The sequence below is a fragment of the Micrococcus luteus genome (assembly GCF_022664405.1).
Lineage (GTDB): Bacteria > Actinomycetota > Actinomycetes > Actinomycetales > Micrococcaceae > Micrococcus > Micrococcus luteus.
This window is the reverse complement of record NZ_JAKRLB010000015.1, coordinates 44,062-65,480: the sequence shown is the minus strand read 5'-3', so window position 1 is coordinate 65,480 and position 21,419 is coordinate 44,062. Positions and strand designations below refer to the sequence as shown.

The window sequence follows — 21,419 nt, the reverse complement described above, 5'->3', positions numbered from 1 at the left end:
GCGTGAGGCCCTGCAGGTGTGGGTGAACCACTACAACTATCATCGGCCTCATACCTCCTGCGGAGAGGCTCCTCCGGCCTCGTTGGCCCCGGTGCGTGTCAACAACGTCATGACCTCTTACACCTAGACTGGGCGCATGCCCGCCCTGCCCCTGCCCTCGCGCCGTCCGCGGATGATCGCGACGGACCTGGACGGCACCATCATCGGGTACCGGCACACGCGGTCGGGGCGCCTCAGCCCGCGCACCATCACAGCGCTGCGGGGCGCCCACGACGCCGGCGTCGAGGTGGTGTTCGTGACCGGCCGTCCCCTCCGCTGGCTCGGCCCGCTGAGCGCGCAGCTGGGTCCCGTCGGCCCGGTGATCTGCTCCAACGGCGCCGTCGTCGTGGACACCGCCACGGACGACGTCCTGATCGCCCACCCCATGCCCGTCGAGGCCGTGTGGACCGCCACGGACCGGCTGCGCGCCCTGGACCGCACCGTGTCCTTCGGTGCCGAGACCCTCGAGGGCTTCTTCTGGGAGCACGCGTTCTCCGAGCGCGCCGAGTTCCGGGCCGAGGCCCACGCGGCGGCCACGCTCGAGGCCGCGCTGCCGGGTCGGCTGGGCGTCGTGAAGCTGCTGGCCCGCTCGGACACCCTGTCCCCGGACGCCTTCCTCGCCGCGGCCCGCGCCGAGCTGGACGAGCTCGTGAGCGCCACGCACTCCGCGCCCGGCATCGCGCTCGTGGAGATGTCCGCGCCCGGCGTGCACAAGGCGGCGACCCTCGCCGAGTTCGCCGCGAGCCGGGGGGTCGCGCCGGCCGACGTCGTCGCGTTCGGGGACATGCCCAACGACCTGGAGATGCTCCAGTGGGCCGGTCTCGGCCTGTCCGTGGCCTCGGGCCACCCGTCGCTGCTGGCCGAGGCGGACGGCGTGGTCGGGGCGTGTGACGACGACGGGGTGGCCGCCACCGTCGAACGCCTGCTGGAGCTGCCCACGGACTGAGCCGCGGGCCACCCCCGGCGGGTCAGAGGAACTCGTACGGGTCGAACGCCTCGACGTCGATCACGCGCAGGCGCGGCAGGGACGAGTCGAACGCGCCCACCGCGTGCTCCAGGTCGAAGAACTCGACCCCGGGGATGCGGCGCAGCTCGTGGGAGAGGAACTCCTCGAAGCCCATGATCCCGGTGCGTCGGCCCGGCGTGGCCGCGAGGTCGGTGAGCTGGGGGGCGAAGTCGGCGTCGTGGCTGACGAGGACGACGTCGTCCTCCCGGCCCAGCAGCGCCTCCGCGGTGCGCTGGATGCCGATGTCCACGACCTTGCCCTCGCCCCGCAGCATGATCGGCTGGAAGCCGAGGGCGGTGAGCGCCTGGACGAACGGGATGGGGATCTCACCGTCGATGGCGAGGAAGAACAGGCCCTTGACCGGCTGGTCCCAGCGGTCCTCGAGGTAGCCGAGCAGGCGCTTCCAGCGTGGCCGCTCGTCGGGCTGGGGGCGCCGCTGCAGGATGGACGTGCCGAGGGTGGCGTCGATGTTCTCGCCGTCGATCAGCAGGTAGGTGGTTCGCTCGCTCACGCTCTCGAGGCTACCCGCTGGGGTGGACGTCGGTCAGCGCGCGCGGTCGAACGGGGCCGTCAGCAGGCGGACGACGCCCTCCAGCGGCCCCGCGCGGAACGGGCCGACGCGCACGACGGCCCGCCACAGCGGCGGCAGCAGCAGCGCGCCGGCGACCAGCACGGCCAGGTTGAACCACGTGTCGTCCGTGCCCGTGGCGCTGCGCCACGGCCCTGGTCCGAGCCCCCGCACCCAGCCGAGGTACCACAGGTGCGCCACGTACACGGACAGCGTCATCGCGCCGGGCACGGCCAGCAGCCCGGCCCGCCGCGGCGCCAGGGCCGCGCACGCGCCGAGCACTGTCAGCACGAGACCCGTGTCCAGCAGGGCCTCCGCCGGGGTCGCCGTGTAGGGCACGGGGGCGGCGCCGGTCTGCGTCCGGGACAGGGCGAGCACGACGCCGGCCAGCGCGATCCCCCCGGCCGCCCAGGCGAGCCCCGTGAGCCGTGCGCTCCGGGCCGGGGCCGCCGTCGTCGCGCCGCGGACGGTGCGGACCAGCACCGCCCCCAGCAGCGCCCACGTGAGGAACAGGGGGAGACGGTACGGGCCGTCCGTGAGGAACGCGGAGACCCACGGGGTCAGCGTCGCGCGGCTCAGCCCGAGCGCCTGCGCGGCGGGGACGAGCCGGTCGACGACGTCGGCCGTCGGCGTGGCGGCGAGCAGGAGGCCGCCCCCGCCGCTGAGGAGGGCCAGCACGAGGTGCGCGCCGAGGGGGAGGGCGGCCAGCAGCGCCATGATCACCGTGAGCACGGCCAGGTGTGCCAGCACGTTCACGACGGCCGCCCCGAAGTGCCCGGCCAGCCACACCGCCCCGCACAGGGCGGCCGCCCGGACGAGCGCGCGAGGCACGGCCCGGCCACGGCCCAGCCACTCCGCCTCGAGGCGCGCGCCCACGCCCACGAGCGCCGCGAACAGGGGCGCGGTGAGGTACTCGGAGAGGTGGAGCACCCCGCCCGGGCCGCCGGTGGGCGCCGCGTGGGCGACCATCATCGAGACCAGGGCCAGACCGCGCGCGACGTCCACCCAGACCAGGCGGCCCCGGGCGGTGTGGGTGGCGGCGGGAGCGTGGGAGGAGGGGGCGGGCACGGCGACCTCCGAGGTGGGGGACTCAGTCCAGGACGCGGGTGAGGTCGGCGTCCTCGTAGCGGACCGGCTTCGAGCCGGTGACGAGCTTGTGGCCGAGCCACAGCGCGAGGAACAGGGGCAGGCCGATGTACGCGCTGGCCACGGCCACGAGGTCCACGTCGCCCATGAACGCCTGGTAGTTCTGGCCGAGGATCACGACGGCGCACATGACCAGCGCGACGATCGGGCCCAGGGGGAACAGGAAGGCGCGGTAGGGCAGGTCCTTCGGGTCGTGGCCCTGCGCGACGTAGGCCCGCCGGAACCGGTAGTGGCTCCAGGCGATGCCCATCCACACGATGAACCCGGCCAGGCCCGAGGCGGAGACGAGCCACACGTAGGCGGCGCCGTCCCCGATGAACGTGGTCAGGAAGCACGCCGCGCCCACCGCGGTGGTGGCGTAGAGGGCGTTCATGGGCACGCCGCGCCGGTTCACCCTCGCCAGGAAGCGCGGGGCCTTGCCGGAGTCGGCCAGGGCCCAGAGCATGCGGGTGGAGGCGTACAGGCCCGAGTTGCCCGCGGAGAGGATGGCCGTGAGGATCACGGCGTTCATCACGGAGGCGGCGGCGAGCACGCCCGCGTTCTCGAAGACGAGCGTGAACGGGGAGATCGAGATGTCCTCGACGTCGCTGCCCAGCAGGTGGGGGCTGGTGTAGGGGATGAGGAAGCCGACGACGGTGATCGCGCCGACGTAGAAGAGCAGGATGCGCACGAACACGGTGCGGATCGCCTTGGGCACGTTCTTCTCCGGGTCCTCGGCCTCGCCCGCGGCCACGCCGACCAGCTCGGTGCCCTGGAAGGAGAAGCCGGCCACCATGAAGATCGCCAGGATGCCGGCGCCGCCACCCACGAAGGGGGCCTCGCCGTCGGTCCAGTTGTGGAAGCCGGGGGAGGAGCCGCCGAGGATGCCGACGATCATCAGGACGCCGAGCACCAGGAAGATCACCACGGTGGCGACCTTGATGAGCGAGAACCAGAACTCGCTCTCGCCGTAGGCGCGCGTGGAGAGGGCGTTGAGGCCGAAGAGCAGTGCGAGGAAGATCGCGGACCAGATCCACGAGGGCACGTCCGGGAGCCAGTACCGCATGATCAGGGCCGCCGCGACGAGCTCGGCGGCCACCGTGATCGCCCAGTTGTACCAGTAGTTCCAGCCGATGGCGAAGCCGAACGAGGGGCTCACGAAGCGGGTCGAGTACTCCTCGAACGCGCCGGAGACCGGCAGGTACGTGGACATCTCGCCGAGCGACTGCATCAGCAGGAACACCATGAAGCCGATGGCCACGTAGGCCACGAGGGCGCCACCGGGGCCGGCGGTCGCGATGGTGTTGCCCGAGGCCACGAACAGGCCAGTGCCGATGGCGCCGCCCATCGCGATCATCGTCAGGTGCCGGGACTTGAGGGTGCGTTGCAGGGAGCCGCCCTCATGGGTGGCGTGGGCGGCGGAGGCGGCCGGCGTCGACGGGGACGTCCGGGGTGCGCTGGTGTCCACGGTGGCCTTTCGGTGGAGGAGCGGTCGGACGCGCGTCGAAGGCCGCGGCGTCCCACCCTGCTGCACGGTGGTAGAAGGGTATCCCGGCCGGGCGCGTCCGTCAGACGGCGGGGACGAGTTCGGCGCGCAGCGCCGCCGTGAACGCGTCCACGTCCTCCTCGGTCGTGTCGAAGCCGCACACCCAGCGCACCTCGCGGCGCGCCGCGTCCCAGTCGTAGAACCGGAAGCGGGCGCGCAGCCGGTCGGCCACGCCCTCGGGCAGGACGGCGAACACGGCGTTGGCGTCCGTGGCCTGCGTGAACTCGACGCCGGCCAGCGAGCCGTCGGCGACCCCCGCCTCGATGCCGGCGCGCAGCCGGGCGGCCATGGCGTTGGCGTGGCGGGCGGAGCGCAGGTACAGGTCGCCGTCGAACAGGGCGAGCAGCTGCGCCGAGATGAAGCGCATCTTCGAGGCCAGCTGCATCTGGTTCTTGCGCAGGTACACGAGGCCGTCCGCGGCGTCCGGGTCGAGCACGACGACGGCCTCGGCCAGCAGCGCCCCGTTCTTGGTGCCGCCGAGGGAGAGCACGTCCACGCCGACGTCGGTGGTGAAGGCGCGCAGCGGCAGGCCCAGGGAGGCCGCGGCATTGGCGATGCGGGCGCCGTCCATGTAGACGCGCATCCCGTGCTCGTGGGCGTAGTCCGTGATGGCCTTGACCTCGTCCGGGGTGTAGACCGTGCCGAGCTCGGTGGACTGGGTGAGGTAGACGACCAGGGGCTGGGCGCGGTGCTCGTCACCCCAGCCCCAGGCCTCGGCGGCGATCAGCTCGGGGGTGAGCTTGCCGTCGTCGGTGGCCACGGGCAGCAGCTTGATGCCGGCGGACTTCTCGGGCGCGCCGCCCTCGTCCACGTGGATGTGCGCGGTGTCCGCGCAGATCACCGCGCCCCAGCGGGGCAGCATGGCCTGGAGCCCGACGACGTTCGCCCCGGTCCCGTTGAACATCGGCCACGCGGTGGCGTCCTTGCCGAAGTGCTGGGCCACGACCTCCTGAAGACGCGCCGTGTACACGTCCTCGCCGTAGGCGACCTGGTGGCCCCCGTTGGCCTCGGCGATCGCCGCGAGCACCTCCGGGTGGACGCCGGAGTAGTTGTCCGAGGCGAAGCCCCGCTCCTGCGGATCGTGGATCCTCTGCATGTCAGTTACGTTCCCTTCTCCTGGAGCGTGAGGACGGCGTCGTTCAGGGCGCCCGCCTCAGCCTCCCACAGTCGCGTGCACTCCTCGGCCAGCCGTTCCTCGAGCCCGGCGAGGGACCTCACGCGGAACACGACGGCCGCCGAGCGCAGCGGCGCTTCCGCGTCCCGGGCGGCCTTGGCCCAGCCCTGCGCCACCGCGCGGGTCCATGCCTCGCTCGCCGCCTTCACCGCGGCGTAGTTCGCGCCGCCGGCGAGCGGCCGGGCCACCGCCGTGGACGAGACGATCGCGAGGCGACCGGCGGACGAGGCCCGCAGGTCGTCGTCGAGGGCCCGGCTCACGTGCCGCAGCGCCGTGAACGAGGCCTCGAGGGCGCGGTAGTCCTCCTCGGACTGGCCGGCGAGGCCCCCGCCGCCGCGCCAGCCGCCCACCAGATGGAGCAGGCCGTCGATCCGGGTGCCGCGGGCGTGCAGGTCCTCGACGAGGCCGCGGACGGCGGCCTCGTCCGTGAGGTCCAGGGCCGCGGTCTCGGCGCCGAGCGCGGTGAGGGGGGCGAGCTTCGCGGCGTCGCGCCCGGTCGCGACGACGTGCGCGCCGGCGTCGAGGAGCGTGCGGGCGGCGGCCCGGCCCGAGTCGCTCGTGGCGCCCGCGATCAGGACGGCGCGGTCGGTCAGGGCGGCCACGGGTCAGGCGTCCGTGCCGCGGATCCCGGCGGTGGACTCGATGACGCCGCGCATCTTCTTCTCGAGGGCCTCGAAGAACATGGACAGCGGGAACTCGTCGTCGAGCACGAGGTCGGTGTAGCCCTTGGGCGGGCCGGCGAGGACCTCACGGGGCAGGCCCTGCGCCCACACGGAGGCGGGGTGCGGGGTGACCACGGAGGCGACGAGCTCGTAGGCCTTGAGCCAGTGCACGGTCTTGGGGCGGTCGATGGACTCCCAGTAGAGCGTGTCGATGGCGTCGCCCAGCTCGACGACGGCGTCGGCGAGCCGGTCCCAGTCCACGCTGAGCTCGACGTCGCGCCACTGGATCACGTCCTTGCGGTGCAGCCAGGCGAAGAGCAGCTGGCCGCCGAGGCCGTCGTAGTTGCGGACGCGGGAGCCCGTGAGGGCGAAGCGGAAGACCCGGTCGAACAGGACCGCGTGCTGGACGAGCCCGGCGTGGCGGCGGGTCTGCTCCTCGAGCCCGGTGAGCTGCTCGCCGGCGGCGGCGCGCGCCGTGAGGCGGCGCTCGATCGCCACGCACTCGCGGAAGGCGGTCATGTCGCAGCGCATCTCCTCGAGCGTGTAGAGGAAGAAGGGCATGCGCTGCTTGATCATGAACGGGTCGAAGGGCAGGTCGCCGCGCATGTGCGTGCGGTCGTGGATGAGGTCCCACATCACGAAGGTGCCCTCGGCGAGCTCCTGGCTGGAGAGCAGTTCGGCGAGCTCGGCCGGGAGCTCGAGCTGGGTGACCTCGGCGGCGGCGGTGACGACCCGGCGGAAGCGGGCGGCCTCGCGGTCCTGGAAGATGGCGCCCCACGTGAAGGTGGGGATCTCGCGCATGGCCACGGTCTCGGGGAAGAGCACCGCCGAGTTCGTGTCGTAGCCGGGGGTGAAGTCGATCAGGCGCAGGGAGACGAAGAGGCGGTTGCCGTAGTCGCCGGCCTCGAGCTCGGCGATGAACTCGGGCCAGATGGTCTCGACGACGAGGGCCTCTACGTGCCGGTCCGGGGAGCCGTTCTGCGTGTACATCGGGAAGACCACGAGGTGCCGGACGCCGTCGACGCGGTGCTCCTGCGGCTGGAAGGCGACGAGGGAGTCCAGGAAGTCGGGTTCGGCGAAGCCGCCGTCAGCCCAGCGCGCGAAGTCGTGGGGCAGGGCGGCGAGGTAGGCGGCGTCGTGCGGGAAGAGCGGGGCGAGCTCCTCGACGGCGGCGACGATGGTCTCCACGTGCTCGCGCGCGGCGGCGTGGTCCGCGGGGTCCGGGATGGAGCCGTCCTTGACCTGCAGGGGCTGCAGGGCGGTGGCGGCGGCCTTGAGGCGGAGCCAGGCCGGGTGGGTCTCGACGGTGCGCGCGTCGGCCGGGGTCTCCGGAACGACGACGTCGGTCCGGGCGGGCTGCAGAGTGGTGGACATGGAACCCTCCTGAGGTCGAATCGCCGGAAAATATCCGGTGAGGCGGATCACTTGCCGGAAGGGTTCCATGAGGGCACGGGGCTGTCAACCCGGCGGCCGGGGCCGGCTGATAGCGTGCGGCGCATGGACGACCCTGTCGACGCGCGGCTCGCGGCCGCCGTCTCCCATGACCCGCGCGCCACGCTCGCCCAGCTCTCCGAGCGGGTCGGCCTCTCGACCTCCGCGGTGCAGGCGCGCCTGCGCCGGCTCGAGAGCACGGGCGTGATCACGGGCTACCGTGCGCTGCTCGACCCCGAGGCCGTGGGCAGGCCGCTCTCCGCGTTCATCGAGATCAGCCCGCTGGACCCGCGCCAGCCCGACGACGCCCCCGAGCTCCTCGAGTCCATCGCGGCGATCGAGGCGTGCCACTCCGTGGCCGGCGACGCCGCGTACATGCTCTTCGTCCGCGTCGGCTCCCCGCGGGAGCTCGAGGCGCTGGTGACGGAGATCCGCCAGACGGCGTCGGTGTCCACCCGGACCACCGTGGTGCTGCAGACCTTCTACGAGCACCGTCCCATGCTGGAGCTCCCGGTCGAGGACTGAGGGCGGGCGCGTCGGCCCCACCTGTCACGTGAGTGGTCGGAATGAGGGCCGATCTGACGCTCATTCCGACCTCTCGCGTTCCCGGCTGCGGAAGCGGGCACCCCGCCGCCCGTCCCCGCTACGGTGATCCCGTGCGTCCGACCTCGCCCCGTCCCGCCCCCGCCTACCTCACCGACTCCGTCCCCGCCCGTCGCGGCCACCCGCTGGGGTTCGCGCACCGGGGCGCCGCCGTCGACCGGGAGAACTCCCTGGCCGCGTTCCGCGCGGCCTGGGAGGCCGGGTTCACCTACCTCGAGCTGGATGTGCGCACCACGGCGGACGGCGAGCTCGTCGTGTTCCACGACGAGACCCTGGACCGCGTCAGCACGGGCCGCGGGCGGCTGCGCGACCACACGTGGGAGCGGCTGGCGGACGTCACGGTCGGCGGGGAGCCGCTGCTGCACTTCACCGAGCTGCTCACGGCACTCCCCGGAGCCCGCCTCAACGTGGACCTCAAGGACCGCGCGTCGGCCCCGGCCCTGGCCCGCATCCTCGCCGAGCACGGCGCCTGGGACCGCGTGCTCGTCGCCTCATTCCACGACTCGCGGCGCCGCCTCTTCCGGCGCGCCCTCGCCCGCCTCGGCCACCCCGAGCGGGCGTACGGGCCGGCGCGGGTGGCGACGTCGGGCGGGGCGGCCGCCATCGCGGCGCTCGTGACGCTGGGTCCGCTGGGACTGACCCGCTGGCTGCGCCGGTACGCCCTCGACGTCGACTGCGTGCAGGTGCCCGTCCGGCACGGCCGCGTGCCCGTGGCCACCGCCGACTTCGTGCGGCGGTGCCACGCGGCGGGCCTGCCGGTGCACGTGTGGGTCGTGGACGAGCCCGCGGAGATCGAGCGCCTGCTCGACCTCGGCGTCGACGGCGTCATGACCGACCGCGCCGACGTCCTCGCGGAGGTCTACGACCGCCGCGGCTTCTGGCCGCAGCGCTGACCCCCACCCCTCAGAGCATCTTCGGCAGCAGCGCCCGCTTCATCCGCCCGTACGGCGGGTACGCGGTCTTGAGCGTGTCCACCTGGTCCGACTTCGTGATGGACGGGCGCAGGTGGGAGAACGTCTCGAACCCGTGGATGCCGTGGTACGCGCCCATCCCGGACGCGCCGATCCCGCCGAACGGCAGCGTCGCGATGCCGGCGTGCAGCAGGCCGACGTCGTAGCCGAGGCCACCGGCCTGCACCTGCTCGTCGAACGCCCGGTGGTAGCTCGGCCGGTCCGTGAACAGGTAGGCGGCCAGCGGGTGCGGGCGCTCCGCGATGAAGTCCAGGGCGTCCTGGAAGGTGTCCACGGTCAGCACGGGCAGGATCGGGCCGAACAGCTCCTCCTGCATGAGCGCGCCGTCCGGTTTGACGCCCGTCACCACGGTCGGCGCCATGTACCGCGCCGCCACATCCACGTCGCCGCCGACGAGCAGCTCGGCGCCGGCGTCGAGGTCCGCCTGGAGCATCTCCCGCAGCCGCTCCGCGTGCTCGGCGGAGATGAGCCGGCCGTAGTCCTTCGACGCGCGGGGGTCGTCGCCGTAGAACTCGCGCAGGGCGGCGGGGATCTCGGCGGTCACCTGGCGCAGCGCGGCCTCGCCGACGGCCAGCACGTAGTCCGGGGCCACGCACGTCTGGCCCGCGTTGGTGAACTTCGCCCATGCGATGCGGCGGGCCATCGCGCCCGTGTTCCGCGACGGCGTCACCACCGCCGGCGACTTGCCTCCCAGCTCGAGCGTCACGGGGGAGAGGGTCTTCGCCGCCGCCTCGTAGACGATCCGGCCCACGCGCTCCCCGCCGGTGTAGAGGATGTGGTCCCACGGCTCCGCCAGCAGCGCGGTGTTGCACTCCTTGCCGCCCGCCACCACGGAGACCAGCGCGGAGTCCAGGTACTGCGGCACCAGCTCCTGCAGCGCCGCCGCCGTGGCCGGGGCCTTCTCCGACGGGCTGAGCACCACCGTGTTGCCGGCCGCCAGCGCACCCACGACCGGGGCGAGCGCGAGCTGCACCGGGTAGTTCCACGCGCCGATGACCAGCACGAGACCCTTGGGCCGCGGCCTGACCTCCGCGCTCGCGGGCCGCAGGGCCAGCGGCAGCTTCACGGGCCGCGGTTCCATCCAGTCGGTCAGATGCAGCAGCGCGTGGTCCACCTCGGAGCGCACCGAGACGATCTCCGTGATCAGCGCCTCGGTGGCCGGCTTGCCCAGGTCCGTGCCGAGCGCCGCGACGAACCGGTCCGTGTGCTCGGTCAGCATCCGCTTCAGGCCCTTGAGCTGGCGCACCCGCACCGCGCGCGGGTGGGCGGCGCGGGAGCGGGCGGCGGCGCGCAGCCGCTCGACGGCGGCCCGCGGCTCCTCGGGTCGGGGCCCGGCCGGCGCGATCGGCAGGGCCTCGGTGGGCAACGGCTCGCGGACGGGATCGTCGTCGGGGGTGTCGGGGGAGCCGGTAGTCAGACCGGGGGGCTGCGTGCTCATGTCGGCCACGCTACCGAGCCGCCCTGTGCGGCGGCAGGGCGGGGCGCCGTCGTCGTCCTCCGGCCGCTGGTGCCGCCCCGACGGGCGCCACGGCGTTTTCGTTCGGGAAACGGCGCACGCGCCCCGCCATTTCCCGAACGAAAGCGGTGCGACACGCCGCCGTTTCCCGAACGAAAGCGGACGGGGGGAGGGGAGATGGGGCGGGGGTCAGCCGATGACCGCGTCCACCAGCCGCTGCGCCTCCGCCTGCACCTGCGTCAGGTGCTCGGGGCCGCGGAAGGACTCCGCGTAGATCTTGTAGACGTCCTCGGTGCCGGAGGGCCGCGCCGCGAACCACGCGTGCTGCGTGACCACCTTGAGCCCGCCGATCGGGGCGTCGTTGCCCGGGGCGTTGGTCAGCGTCGCGAGGATGGTCTCGCCGGCCAGCTCGGTCACGGGGACGTCGTCGGGGGAGAGGGTCTTCAGCTTCGCCTTCTGCTCGGCGGTCGCGGGGGCGTCGATGCGCGCGTACGCCGGGTCGCCGTGCAGGGCGACGAGGTCGCGGTACCGCTCGGACGGGGACTGGCCCGTCGCGGCGATGATCTCCGCGGCCAGCAGGCACAGCAGCAGCCCGTCCTTGTCGGTGGACCACGGGCTGCCGTCGAACTGCACGAAGGACGCGCCCGCGGACTCCTCGCCGCCGAACACGCCGGTGCCCGTCAGCAGGCCCGGCACGAACCACTTGAAGCCCACCGGCACCTCCACGAGCTCGCGGCCCAGGTCCCCGGCCACGCGGTCGATCATCGAGGAGCTCACCAGGGTCTTGCCCACGCCCGCGCTCTGGGGCCACTGCTGGCGGTGGCGGTACAGGTAGTCGATGGCCACGGCGAGGTAGTGGTTCGGGTTCATCAGCCCGCCGTCGGGGGTGACGATCCCGTGCCGGTCCGCGTCGGCGTCGTTGCCGGTGGCGACGTCGAAGGGCGCCTGCCCGTCCGCGTCCGGGGTCATCCGCTCGATCAGCGAGGCCATCGCGTTCGGCGACGAGCAGTCCATGCGGATCTTGCCGTCCCAGTCCAGGGTCATGAACCCGAACCGCGGGTCCACCTCCGGGTTCACCACGGTCAGATCCAGCCCGTGGCGGTCGGCGATCTCGCCCCAGTACGCCACGGACGCCCCGCCCATGGGGTCGGCGCCGATGCGCACGCCCGCCTCGCGGATCGCCTCCACGTCGATCACCTGCGGCAGATCGGACACGTACCGGTCCAGGAAGTCGAAGCCGCCCAGCTTCGCGTGGCCGGCGACGTCGGCGCTCGCCACCCGGTGCACGCCCGCCAGCCCGGCGGCGAGCAGCTCGTTGGCGCGGTCGGCGATCCACGTGGTCGCCTCGGTGTCCGCGGGGCCGCCGTGGGGTGGGTTGTACTTGAAGCCGCCGTCCGCGGGCGGGTTGTGCGAGGGGGTGATCACGAGGCCGTCCACGAGGCCGGCGTTGTCCCCGTCCACCGCGAAGCCCGACGGCGACAGCTCGCGCCCGGCGTTCAGGTGCAGGATCGCGTGGGAGACGGCGGGGGTGGGCGTGTAGCCGCCGCGGGAGTCGACGAGCACCTCGACGTCGTTGCCCAGCAGCACCTCGACGGCGGTGTCCTGCGCGGGCCCGGACAGGGCGTGCGTGTCCTTGCCGACGAGGACCGGCCCCGTGATCCCGTGGTGCGCGCGGTACTCGACCACGGCCTGCGTGATGGCGGCGATGTGGTCGTCGTTGAACGAGGTCGTGAACGCGGAGCCGCGGTGGCCGGAGGTGCCGAACACGACCTTCTGCGCCGGGTCCGTCACGTCCGGGTGACCGGTGTGGTACGCCTCCAGGAGGGCGTCGACGTCGATCAGGTCCTGCGGCAGGGCGGGGGTGCCGGGACGCTCGGCGGCGGGCAGGGCGGCGGTGTTCTCGGTCATGTGCCACACCTTGGCACGGGCGGGCGGACGGGGGAAGACGCGCGGCCCACCGGGGCGACGCCGGCGGTCACTCCCGGCAGCCGGCGCACAGCCCCCAGTAGTAGACCTCGGCCTCGTCGACCGCGAAGCCGTGGCCCTCGGGGGCGTCGAGGCACGGGGCGGAGCCGGTGCGGCACGGCACGTCCACGACCGTGCCGCAGCCGCGGCACACGAGGTGGTGGTGGTTGTCGCCCGTGCAGATCTCGTAGCGGGCCGGGGAGCCGGCGGGCTGCAGGGAGCGCACGAGCCCGGCCTCGGTGAGCGCGTGGAGGCAGTCGTAGACGGCCTGGTGCGAGGTGCCGGGCAGGGCCCGACGCACGGCGGCCAGCACGGTGGACGCGTCCGCGTGGGGGTGGTCGGCGAGGGCGGTCAGCACCGCCAGGCGGGGCCGGGTCACGCGCAGGCCGACGCCGCGCAGCAGCGTGCGCTCGTCCTCGTCCCGCGTCGTGGTCTCCATGCCAGTCGATCCCATCCGGTTCTCTGGAACATGTCAAGAAAGAGCGGGCCGCTTCGCCCCCGGCGCACCGGCCATTCCCCGCCGTGCCCGTGCTGACTACGGTGAATCCTCGACCCCGGGGCGCACCGGCCCGGGCGCCGTCGACGAGGAGGTCCCCACCCATGGCCCAGCCCGAGCCCGTCCGTCTCGTCCCGGGTGGAGCCGTGGACCGCCCGGCCGAGCAGGCCCTCCTCGCGGCCGCCGCGGCCTGCGACGGGGACGTCGACGCGATGGTCGAGCTGCTCCGTGCGGCGTCCGGCGCCGTGTCCGGCGACGACGCCGCCCCGCTCGACCTGCCGCTGACCGGCGCGGGGCGCACCCGGGAGCAGTGGGAGCTGCTCGCCTCCGTCGCCGCGCAGGACCTCTCGGCCGCCCGCGTGCTCGAGCCCCATCTGGACGCGCTCTCGATCCTGTCCCAGGCCGGCGTCCCCGCCCCGGCCGGGCTGCTCGGCGTCTACGCCTCCGAGTCCGGCGGCCGCACCCCCGCCCTGCGCCCCGTCCCGGACGGCCCCGACACCGCCTGGCTGCTCGACGGCGAGAAGCCGTGGTGCTCGCTCGCGGACCGGTGCGCGGCCGCCGTCGTGACCGGCCGGGAGGCGGACGGCACCCGCCGCGCCGTGCTCGTGGACCTGTCCCACCCCGGCGTCGCCGAGACCGACTCGGCCTGGCCCGCGCTCGGCCTCGCCCCGATCCGCACGGTGGGCCTGGCCTTCGACGCCGTCCCCGGCAGCGCCGTCGGCGGCGCCGAGTGGTACCTGCGCCGGCCCGGCTTCGCATGGGGCGGCATCGGCGTGGCGGCGGTGTGGTTCGGCGGCGCCGTCGGCATCGCCCGCACCCTGCGGAACGCCACCGCCGCCCGCGCGGCCGCCGAGGCCGAGGGCCGCGGACCGGGCCCGGACCAGATCGGCCAGGCGGCGCTCGGCCGCGTCGACCGGCTGCTCCATGCGATGGCCGCCCTGCTCGCCCGTGCCGCCGACGACGTGGACGCCGGCCGCTTGGACCACGGCCGCGGCATGGTCGAGGCCGACCGGATCCGCGGCACCGTGGCGCAGCTGTGCACCGAGGTGATGGACGTCGTCGGGCAGGCCACCGGCCCCGGCCCGCTCACCGGCAGCGCCGCGCACGCCCGCGCCGTCGCCGACCTGCAGGTCTACCTGCGCCAGCACCACGGACACCGCGACGACGCCCGGCTGGGCGCCGCGCTCCTGACCGGCGAGACCGACGGCGGCTGGACGTGGTGAGCTTCTCCCACACCGACGACGGCACGTCCGAGGCGGCCTGGGCCGAGGGCGGCGTCGGCGAGCTGCCGGAGCTGCGCCTGCCCGTCTGGGACGCGCAGACGCTGCTGCTCGTGGCCGTGGCGCACCCGGACGACGAGACCCTCGCCGCCACCGGCCTGATCCGCTCCGCCCTGCGCGGCGGGGCACGCGTGCACGTGCTGGTCGCCACCGCCGGCGAGGCCTCCCACCCGCACTCGCTCACGCACACGCCCGCGGACCTGGTCCGGCTGCGCCGGGACGAGATGGAGCACGCCCTCGACGCCCTCGCCGCCGGCCTGCCCGCCTCCGCGGGCCCCGGCGCCCCGGCGCGGGACCGGCTGACGTGGGCGTCCCTGGCCCTGCCCGACTCCGGCGTGGCCGAGCACGAGGACGCCGTGCGCGACGCCGTCGCCGCGGCCCTCGACGCCCACCCCGGCCCCGCCGTGCTCGCCTCCCACGACCCGGGCGACGGCCACGCGGACCACGAGGCCGTGGGCCGGGCCGTCGGCGCGGTCGCGGGCGAGTGCGACCTGCCGCTCTACGCCTTCCCCATCTGGTTCTGGCACTGGGCCGACCCGGCCGACCTGCCCGCCCGCCGCTACCGACGGCTGCCGCTCACCGACGACGACCGTGCCGCCCGCCGTGCCGCCCTCGACGCGCACGCCTCCCAGGTCCGGCCCCTCTCCGCCGCGCCCGGCGACGAGGCGATCCTGGGCCCCGCCGTGCTCGCCCACCACGAGCGCCCGTTCGAGGCCCACCGCGTCTCCGGCCCCGACGACGCCGACGCCCACCGGGCCGCCGCCGTCTTCGATCGGCTCTACCGGGCCCAGGAGGACCCGTGGCGCTACCTCAGCTCGTCCTACGAGGCCCGCAAGCGGGCGCTCACCCTCGCCGCCCTGCCCCGGCCCCGCTACGGGACCGTGGTCGAGGCGGGCGCGTCCATCGGCGTGCTCACCGCGGACGTGGCCGCGCGCGCGGACCGCGTGGTCGGCCTCGAGGCGTCCTCCACCGCCGTCGAGCGCGCCGCCGCCCGGCTGGCCGGCGCGCCGCACGCCGAGGTGCGCCGAGCCGTGCTGCCCGCGGACTGGCCGGCCGACGTCGCCGGCGCGGACCTCGTGATCGCCTCCGAGATCGGCTACTTCCTGCAGCCCGAGGAGCTCGACGCGCTGATCGACGACGCCGACGCCGCGCTCGCCCCCGGCGGCGAGCTGCTGCTGTGCCACTGGCGCCACCCCATCGAGGGCTGGCCGCTGGACGGGGACGCCGTGCACGCGCGCGTCGCCGCCGACCCGCGCTGGCGGCTGCGCACCGAGCTCGTGGAGGACGACTTCCGGCTCAGCCTCCACGTGCGGGCCGCCGCCGCGACCCACGCCGTCGTCGTGGTGCCCGCCAAGGACGAGCAGGAGCGGCTGCCGGCCGCGCTCGCGGCCCTCACCGCCGCCCTGGACCGCTGGGAGGAGCACCACGCGCAGGGCACGGCCGCGGTCGTGGTCGCCGCGGACCGCTGCGACGACGCCACGGTGGCCGCCGCCCTCGAGGCCCGCGCCGCCGACCCGCGCATCCACGTCCTCGAACTGGGGGAGCCGACCGCCGGGCAGGCCGGCGTCGGGCGGGCCCGCGCGGAGGGTGCGCGCCGGGCCCGCGCGCTGTTCCCCGACGTGCCCGCCGAGCGCCTCTGGCTCGCCTCCACCGACGCGGACAGCCGCGTCCCCGCCGACTGGCTGCTGGCGCAGACCGTGGCCGCCGGCCGCGACGAGGCGCTCGTGCTGGGCACGGTGGACGTGCGCCAGGGGCCGCTGCGGCAGGCCTGGCTCCGCGGCTACCGGCACGAGGAGGGGCACGCGCACGTGCACGGGGCGAACCTGGGGCTGCCGTGGTCGCTGTACGAGGCCGTGGGCGGGTTCCCGCCGGTGGCCGAGCACGAGGACGTCGGCCTGGCCGCGGCGGTGCGGGCCCTGGCGGGGGAGCGCGACGGCGGTGACGGCCGCCGGGTGCGCGTGATCGCCACCGACACCACCCGCGTGCTCACCTCGTCCCGCCTGGAGGGGCGGACCCCCGGCGGGTTCTCCGGGCACCTCAAGGCGGTGGGCCGGCCCGGGTGAGGCCGGCCGTGGAACAGGGGGTGCGGGTCCGGGCCGGGTCCGGGGGCACCGCCTAGACTCGGCACCGGGCCGCGACGCCCCGAACCGGAAGGACCGTCATGACCGACCCCCACTCCTCCCACGACCCGCGCCGCGAGGCCGCCCGGCCGAGCTGGTACGGGTCCGAGGCCGGTGCGGGCTCCTCCGGCACCGGCTCCTCCGCCGCCGGCTGGCCCGACGCCCCGGCCGGCGACGCCGACCGCGCCGCCTGGGACCGGGCCCCCTCGTACGCCGAGCAGGAGGGGCAGACCCGCCCCGCCTACGGGCAGCCGTACGGCTACGGCCAGGACGCGAACACCGTCCCCGCCTACGGCTACGGGCAGGGCACGCCCGGCTACGGCTTCGGAGCCCCGCTGCAGCCCGGCCAGACCGAGGGCGTCGGCCGCTCGGTGGCGTCCATGATCCTCGGCATCATCTCCGTGGTGGGCGGGTTCACGTTCCTCCTCCCGCCGATCGTGGGCGTGGTCCTCGGCCATCTGGGCCTCAAGCGCGAGCCCCACGGCCGCGGCATGGCGATCGCCGGCCTCGTGATGAACTACGTGTCCCTCGCCCTGCTGCTGCTCGCCGTCGTGTTCCTCGTGATCCTGGTGATCGCCGGCATCTCCCTGGGCGACTACACCTCGACCTGACCGGCCGGCTCAGCCGGCCAGCAGCAGTTCGAGGTGCGCGGCCAGGGCGAGCAGGGGCGCGGACGTGCCGGGTCGGCCGATGAGCTGGACGGACCAGTTCAGGCCCCGCTCGTCCCGGAGCACGGGCACCGCGACCGCGGGCAGGCCGAGCACGTTGACCATCGAGGTGTAGGGCGTGAACGCGCACTGCGCCTCGTAGTTGGCCTCGGGCTCCATCGCCAGGAAGTGGCCGACCGGCGGGGGCGCGGTGGCCAGCACCGGGGTCATCACCACGTCGACGGCGGCGAACTGCGCCCGCACCCCGCGCGCCCACTCCTCGAGCCGGTGGGCGGCGTCGTCGAGCTCGGCGCGCCCTGCGGCCCGGGCCGTGCGCAGGAAGTGCGCGGCCACCGCGCCCACGTGGGCCTCGGCGTCCTCCGGCAGCGGCGCCCGGAGCAGTCCTGCGGTCCACACCGTGCGGAAGTCCCGGTGGTAGTCCTCGCCGTAGTAGGGGGAGAGGTCCTCGACCGCGTGGCCGCCCGCGTCCAGGGCGGCGGCGGCCTTCGTCAGGGCGGTGAGGGCGGGCCGGGCCAGGGAGATCTCGAGGTCGGAGGTGAAGGGCGAGGCCGTGGTGACGCCGATCCAGCGGACGTCGACGGCGCCCCCGGCCCGCGCGGTCTCCACGGTGCGGCGCAGGTCCGGCAGCACCCGGCCGGGCAGGCCCTCGGGGGAGAGCAGCACGTCGTAGAGCAGGGCGGCGTCCTCGACCGTGTGGGCCAGCGGGCCCGACACCGTGAGGTTGCGGACCGTGTCCGCGTGCTCGTCCATCGGCAGCTCCCCGCGGCCGGGCTTGAGGCCCACGAGCCCGCACGCGGCGGCGGGGATGCGGATGGACCCGCCCCCGTCCGAGCCCGGGGCGAACGGCAGGATCCCCGCGGCGACGGCGGCCGCGGCCCCGCCCGAGGAGCCACCCGCGGTGCGGGCGGGGTCCAGGGGGTTGCGGGCCGGCGCCGTGACGAGGTTCTCCGAGTAGGAGTCCAGGCCGAACTCGGGCACGGTCGTCTTGCCGAGGGTGACCGTGCCGGCCGCGCGCAGGCGGAGCGCGAGCGGGTCGTCCTGCGCGGCCGGCGGCGCATCGGCCAGCAGGGCGGAGCCGAACCGCGTGGGCATCCCGCGCACGTCGATCAGGTCCTTGTACGCCAGCGGAAGGCCGTGCAGGGAGGCGGGGGCGCCGTCGTCGTCCGGGGCGGGGGAGGTGCGCGGACCGGGCACGGCCCGGGGTGCGACGCGCGGGTGGGCCGCGTCCAGCTCGGCCGCACGGGTCCGGGCGCCCTCGGCGTCGAGGAGGGCGAACGCGCCGAGGTCCGCGTGGGCCTGGGCCGCGGCGAGGGCCGCCTCCGTGACCTCCCGGGCGCTCAGCGCCCCGGCGGCGAGGTCCTCCCGCAGGCGCACGGCCGAGCGGTCCAGGAGCCGGGCCGGGCCGGGGGCGGAGGGGGTGCGGTCGTCGTCGGCGGCGGGTGCGGCGTCGGAGGTCTGCATGCGGCCGAGCCTAACGGGCGTGGGCCGGGTCATGGACGGCGGGGCCTTCCTGGGACGTCCGGGCGGGTGGCTACGCTGAAGCCATGAGCGCCTTCGAGACCGTCGATGTGAACGAGATCCCCGCCGATGCGGCCATCCTGGACGTCCGCGAGGACGACGAGTGGGCCCTGGGCCGCGCCGCCGGCGCCCAGCACATCCCGCTGGGCCAGCTGCCGGACCGGCTCGAGGAGCTGGACCCGGACACGGACTACTACCTGATCTGCCGCACCGGCGGCCGCTCCGCCCGCGCCGCCGAGTTCATGACCGGCCGCGGCTACTCGGCCATCAACGTGGCCGGCGGCTCCGGCGCGTGGCTCGAGGCCGGCAAGCCGATGGAGGCCGACGGCGACGCCGAGCCCACCGTCAAGTGACGGGGACGGACTCCGCTGACGCGACGCCGTCGCGCCTGCGCTACGCCTTCCTCGGCCCGGCCGGCACCTTCACCGAGGCCGCCCTGCGCAAGGTGGCGGACCCGGCCGAGGCCGAGTTCGTGTCTGCGGGCTCCGTGCTGAGCGCCGTGGCGGCGCTGCGCAGGGGGGAGGTGGACCGCGCCGTCGTGCCCATCGAGAACTCGGTGGAGGGCGGCGTCTCCGCCACCGTGGACGAGATCGCCCTCGGGGAGACGCTGCAGATCCTCGCGGAGGTGCACGTGCCCATCAGCTTCGTGCTCGTGGGCCGGCCCGGCGTCGCGATCGAGGACGTGCGGCGCGTGACCACGCACCCCCACGCCTGGGCGCAGGTGCGCGGCTGGGCCGAGACGGCGCTGCCGGGCGTGGAGTTCACGCCCGCCCCGTCGACGGCGGCCGGGGCCGGCCTCGTGGCCCAGGGCGACTTCGACGCCGCCGTGTGCGCCCCGCTCGTGGCCGAGCAGACCGGGCTGCCGGTGCTCGCCGAGCGGATCGAGGACGTGCCGGGCGCCGTGACGCGCTTCGTGCTGCTCTCCCGGCCGACGGCCCTGCCCGCGCCCACGGGGGCGGACAAGACCACGCTCGTGGTGCCGCTGCCGGAGGACCGGCCCGGCGCCCTCGGGCAGATCCTGGCCGAGTTCACCACGCGCGGGGTGAACCTCTCCCGCATCGAGTCCCGGCCGACCGGCGAGGGCATCGGGCGGTACTTCTTCTCCCTCGACCTCGAGGGGCACCTGGCGGAGGCCCGCGTGGGTGATGCGCTCGCGGCCCTGTACCGGGAGTACCCCGACCTGCGGTTCCTGGGCTCCTACGCCCAGGCCGAGCCCGTGCCCACGAGGGTGCCGGCCGAGTTCACCGACGCCGCGTATCGCTCCGGCCGCGCCTGGGTGGAGTCCCTCCGCTCCCGCTGAGGCGGTGCAGCACTTTCGTTCGGGAAACGGCGGCCCCCGAGGGACTTTCGTTGACGAAACGGGAGGTTCCTAGGCCCCTTTCGTGGCCGAAACGGGACGATCACCACGACGACGGGCCGTCGTCGTGCTTCCCGTCCGCGCGTCGCCCCGGCGCCCGTTTCCCGAACGAAAGCGCTGGGGAAGCCGCCGTTTCCCGAACGAAAGCGGTGGGGAAGCCGCCGTTTCCCGAACGAAAGCGGTGGGGAAGCCGCCGTTTCCCGAACGAAAGCGGGGGCGGGGGGTCAGATGTGCGGGGCCGGCTCCGGGACGGGGGCGGCGGCGGAGACGCCGTCGTCGCGGACGGAGGCGTCGTCCTCGGCCACGAGCATCACGACGAGCGAGTCCGGCTGCACGCGGGCGTCGAGGGCGGTGATGACCCCGGTGGCGTCGCCGTCGAGCTGGGAGGGCATCGGCTCGGCGAACTCCACCTTCACGCGCTGCGCCTGCTCCGTGTGCATCACGGGGATGGAGCTGCGAGACCGGGTCACGGTCTTCACGGCGATCCGCGCCCAGTCGAGCGCGTGCCGGGGCGAGAGGACCATGACGTCGAGGAGGCCGTCGTCGAGCTTGGCCTGGGGCAGCAGCTCGACGCCGCCCGTGAGCATCCCGCAGTTGGCCACCATCACGGTGCGCACCTTGAACCGGCGGGGCTGACCGCCGTCGAGGGCCACGGTCACCTCGTGCCGCTTGCCGCGCAGGTGCCGTATGCCGGCCTCGCTGTAGGCCAGCCAGCCGGCCAGATCCTTCAGCTCATCCTTGGTGTCGCCCATGATGTCCGCGTCGTAGCCGGCGCCACCGATCACGGTGAAGGTCTGCCGGGTGACGCGCCCGTCCTCGTGCGTGAAGCGGACGTCCACGGTGTCGATGCGTCGCTGCCGGCCCCCCACGGCGATCCGCAGGCATTGCTCGACGTCGTTGATCGGCAGGTCCAGGTTGCGGGCCAGCAGGTTCCCGGTGCCCAGCGGCACCACGCCGAGGGCGACGTCGGTGCCGGCCAGCTGCTCGGCCACGGTGCGGACCGTGCCGTCGCCGCCCGCGGCGATCACGAGCCGGGCACCGGCGTCGAGGGCCTGCCGCGCCATGGCGGTGCCGGGGTCGTCCTCCTGCGTCTCGAGCACGAGCACCTCGCCGAGGCCCTCCGCCGCCGCGAGCCGCTCGAGCTCGCGCCGCACCCGGTCCGCGTGCGTCTTGATGGGGTTCAGCACCAGCGCGACCTCGTGGCGGCCCGTGCCGATGCCGGGCACCTCCTCCAGCCGGCGCTGCACGCCGCCCACCCGCGCGTCGAGGGCGTCCACCAGGAGACGCGTCCGCTCGTGCTGCACGCCGAGGCGGACCTGGCGCACCGCCAGCACCACCACGACGACGACCAGCACGGCCAGGAGCACCAGGGCGGCCAGCGCCATCCACCACTCGGGAGTCATGCCCTGAGTCTAGGCGTCGGCCCCGCCCGCT

General features: G+C 74.8%; 20 protein-coding genes. 9 read left to right on the top strand and 11 right to left on the bottom strand.

Annotated elements, in window-relative coordinates; all coding sequences use genetic code 11:
* Together MF605_RS08185 and MF605_RS08180 are read left to right on the top strand one after the other, a co-directional pair.
* Positions 1–127 (top strand): integrase core domain-containing protein (locus MF605_RS08185; RefSeq protein WP_242821245.1); only part of this gene is annotated, 127 nt, incomplete at its 5' end.
* Between the two features lie 9 nt (positions 128–136).
* A complete protein-coding gene (locus MF605_RS08180; protein ID WP_134417065.1) occupies positions 137–985 on the top strand; it encodes an HAD family hydrolase in 849 nt (282 codons plus the stop codon).
* A 22-nt stretch (positions 986–1,007) separates the two neighbouring features.
* Here MF605_RS08180 and MF605_RS08175 read toward each other — a convergent pair whose 3' ends face one another.
* The 6 genes from MF605_RS08175 to MF605_RS08150 form a co-directional block, all read right to left on the bottom strand.
* Entirely contained in the window at positions 1,008–1,556 is a 549-nt protein-coding gene (locus MF605_RS08175) for an NYN domain-containing protein (protein ID WP_002858225.1), read from the bottom strand.
* A 33-nt stretch (positions 1,557–1,589) separates the two neighbouring features.
* Positions 1,590–2,681 (bottom strand): hypothetical protein, encoded by a 1,092-nt coding sequence (locus tag MF605_RS08170; protein WP_134417066.1) that lies wholly within the window; start codon positions 2,679–2,681, stop codon positions 1,590–1,592.
* 22 nt (positions 2,682–2,703) lie between these two features.
* Complete coding sequence (locus MF605_RS08165; protein ID WP_134417067.1) at positions 2,704–4,206, bottom strand: amino acid permease; 1,503 nt, start codon at positions 4,204–4,206, stop codon at positions 2,704–2,706.
* A 100-nt stretch (positions 4,207–4,306) separates the two neighbouring features.
* Positions 4,307–5,380 carry a threonine aldolase family protein gene (locus MF605_RS08160; protein ID WP_044659853.1) on the bottom strand — a complete coding sequence of 358 codons (1,074 nt, stop codon included), beginning with the start codon at positions 5,378–5,380 and terminating at the stop codon, positions 4,307–4,309.
* A gap of 5 nt (positions 5,381–5,385) precedes the next feature.
* Entirely contained in the window at positions 5,386–6,060 is a 675-nt protein-coding gene (locus tag MF605_RS08155) for an SDR family NAD(P)-dependent oxidoreductase (protein ID WP_134417068.1), read from the bottom strand.
* Between the two features lie 3 nt (positions 6,061–6,063).
* Positions 6,064–7,494, bottom strand: coding sequence for a DUF6421 family protein (locus MF605_RS08150; protein WP_134417069.1), 1,431 nt, complete (start codon positions 7,492–7,494; stop codon positions 6,064–6,066).
* A 123-nt stretch (positions 7,495–7,617) separates the two neighbouring features.
* On the opposite strand from MF605_RS08150, the gene MF605_RS08145 reads away from it, so the two are divergent.
* On the top strand, positions 7,618–8,076 hold the full coding sequence (locus MF605_RS08145) for an Lrp/AsnC family transcriptional regulator (protein WP_134417070.1): 459 nt from the start codon (positions 7,618–7,620) through the stop codon (positions 8,074–8,076).
* Between the two features lie 131 nt (positions 8,077–8,207).
* Positions 8,208–9,047, top strand: coding sequence for a glycerophosphodiester phosphodiesterase family protein (locus tag MF605_RS08140; RefSeq protein ID WP_134417071.1), 840 nt, complete (start codon positions 8,208–8,210; stop codon positions 9,045–9,047).
* 10 nt (positions 9,048–9,057) lie between these two features.
* Here the strand turns inward: MF605_RS08140 and MF605_RS08135 are convergent, their stop codons facing one another.
* The 3 genes from MF605_RS08135 to MF605_RS08125 all read right to left on the bottom strand — a co-directional run bounded on the left by MF605_RS08135 (position 9,058) and on the right by MF605_RS08125 (position 12,985).
* Complete coding sequence (locus MF605_RS08135) at positions 9,058–10,563, bottom strand: aldehyde dehydrogenase family protein (RefSeq protein WP_134417072.1); 1,506 nt, start codon at positions 10,561–10,563, stop codon at positions 9,058–9,060.
* Between the two features lie 207 nt (positions 10,564–10,770).
* On the bottom strand, positions 10,771–12,489 hold the full coding sequence (pgm, locus tag MF605_RS08130; RefSeq protein WP_036380774.1) for a phosphoglucomutase (alpha-D-glucose-1,6-bisphosphate-dependent): 1,719 nt from the start codon (positions 12,487–12,489) through the stop codon (positions 10,771–10,773).
* A gap of 67 nt (positions 12,490–12,556) precedes the next feature.
* A complete protein-coding gene (locus tag MF605_RS08125) occupies positions 12,557–12,985 on the bottom strand; it encodes a Fur family transcriptional regulator (RefSeq protein WP_036380778.1) in 429 nt (142 codons plus the stop codon).
* A 161-nt stretch (positions 12,986–13,146) separates the two neighbouring features.
* Here MF605_RS08125 and MF605_RS08120 point away from each other — a divergent pair, with 161 nt between their 5' ends.
* From MF605_RS08120 to MF605_RS08110, 3 genes are all read left to right on the top strand, one after another.
* On the top strand, positions 13,147–14,265 hold the full coding sequence (locus MF605_RS08120) for an acyl-CoA dehydrogenase family protein (RefSeq protein ID WP_036380781.1): 1,119 nt from the start codon (positions 13,147–13,149) through the stop codon (positions 14,263–14,265).
* Positions 14,262–16,385, top strand: a complete 2,124-nt coding sequence (locus tag MF605_RS08115) for a PIG-L family deacetylase (protein WP_036380869.1) — start codon at positions 14,262–14,264, stop codon at positions 16,383–16,385. Before MF605_RS08120 ends, MF605_RS08115 begins: the two co-directional genes overlap by 4 nt.
* 98 nt (positions 16,386–16,483) lie before the next feature.
* On the top strand, positions 16,484–17,053 hold the full coding sequence (locus tag MF605_RS08110) for a DUF4190 domain-containing protein (protein ID WP_036380784.1): 570 nt from the start codon (positions 16,484–16,486) through the stop codon (positions 17,051–17,053).
* 9 nt (positions 17,054–17,062) lie between these two features.
* Here MF605_RS08110 and MF605_RS08105 read toward each other — a convergent pair whose 3' ends face one another.
* Entirely contained in the window at positions 17,063–18,571 is a 1,509-nt protein-coding gene (locus MF605_RS08105; RefSeq protein WP_134417073.1) for an amidase, read from the bottom strand.
* 83 nt (positions 18,572–18,654) lie between these two features.
* Between MF605_RS08105 and MF605_RS08100 the strand changes: the two genes are divergently transcribed.
* Complete coding sequence (locus tag MF605_RS08100; protein ID WP_010079684.1) at positions 18,655–18,981, top strand: rhodanese-like domain-containing protein; 327 nt, start codon at positions 18,655–18,657, stop codon at positions 18,979–18,981.
* Positions 18,978–19,928, top strand: a complete 951-nt coding sequence (pheA, locus tag MF605_RS08095) for a prephenate dehydratase (RefSeq protein ID WP_020625278.1) — start codon at positions 18,978–18,980, stop codon at positions 19,926–19,928. Before MF605_RS08100 ends, pheA begins: the two co-directional genes overlap by 4 nt.
* A gap of 281 nt (positions 19,929–20,209) precedes the next feature.
* On the opposite strand, the gene MF605_RS08090 is transcribed toward pheA, so the two are convergent.
* Positions 20,210–21,388, bottom strand: coding sequence for a diacylglycerol/lipid kinase family protein (locus tag MF605_RS08090; protein WP_134417074.1), 1,179 nt, complete (start codon positions 21,386–21,388; stop codon positions 20,210–20,212).
* Positions 21,389–21,419: the final 31 nt, after the last annotated feature.

Coding starts and splice junctions, on each gene's coding strand:
- MF605_RS08180 (WP_134417065.1), top strand. CDS start 137: ATGCCCGCCCTGCCCCTGCCCTCGCGCCGTCCGCGGATGATCGCGACG.
- MF605_RS08160 (WP_044659853.1), bottom strand. CDS start 5,380: ATGCAGAGGATCCACGATCCGCAGGAGCGGGGCTTCGCCTCGGACAAC.
- MF605_RS08150 (WP_134417069.1), bottom strand. CDS start 7,494: ATGTCCACCACTCTGCAGCCCGCCCGGACCGACGTCGTCGTTCCGGAG.
- MF605_RS08145 (WP_134417070.1), top strand. CDS start 7,618: ATGGACGACCCTGTCGACGCGCGGCTCGCGGCCGCCGTCTCCCATGAC.
- MF605_RS08135 (WP_134417072.1), bottom strand. CDS start 10,563: ATGAGCACGCAGCCCCCCGGTCTGACTACCGGCTCCCCCGACACCCCC.
- pgm (WP_036380774.1), bottom strand. CDS start 12,489: ATGACCGAGAACACCGCCGCCCTGCCCGCCGCCGAGCGTCCCGGCACC.
- MF605_RS08125 (WP_036380778.1), bottom strand. CDS start 12,985: ATGGAGACCACGACGCGGGACGAGGACGAGCGCACGCTGCTGCGCGGC.
- MF605_RS08120 (WP_036380781.1), top strand. CDS start 13,147: ATGGCCCAGCCCGAGCCCGTCCGTCTCGTCCCGGGTGGAGCCGTGGAC.
- MF605_RS08110 (WP_036380784.1), top strand. CDS start 16,484: ATGACCGACCCCCACTCCTCCCACGACCCGCGCCGCGAGGCCGCCCGG.
- MF605_RS08105 (WP_134417073.1), bottom strand. CDS start 18,571: ATGCAGACCTCCGACGCCGCACCCGCCGCCGACGACGACCGCACCCCC.
- MF605_RS08100 (WP_010079684.1), top strand. CDS start 18,655: ATGAGCGCCTTCGAGACCGTCGATGTGAACGAGATCCCCGCCGATGCG.
- MF605_RS08090 (WP_134417074.1), bottom strand. CDS start 21,388: ATGACTCCCGAGTGGTGGATGGCGCTGGCCGCCCTGGTGCTCCTGGCC.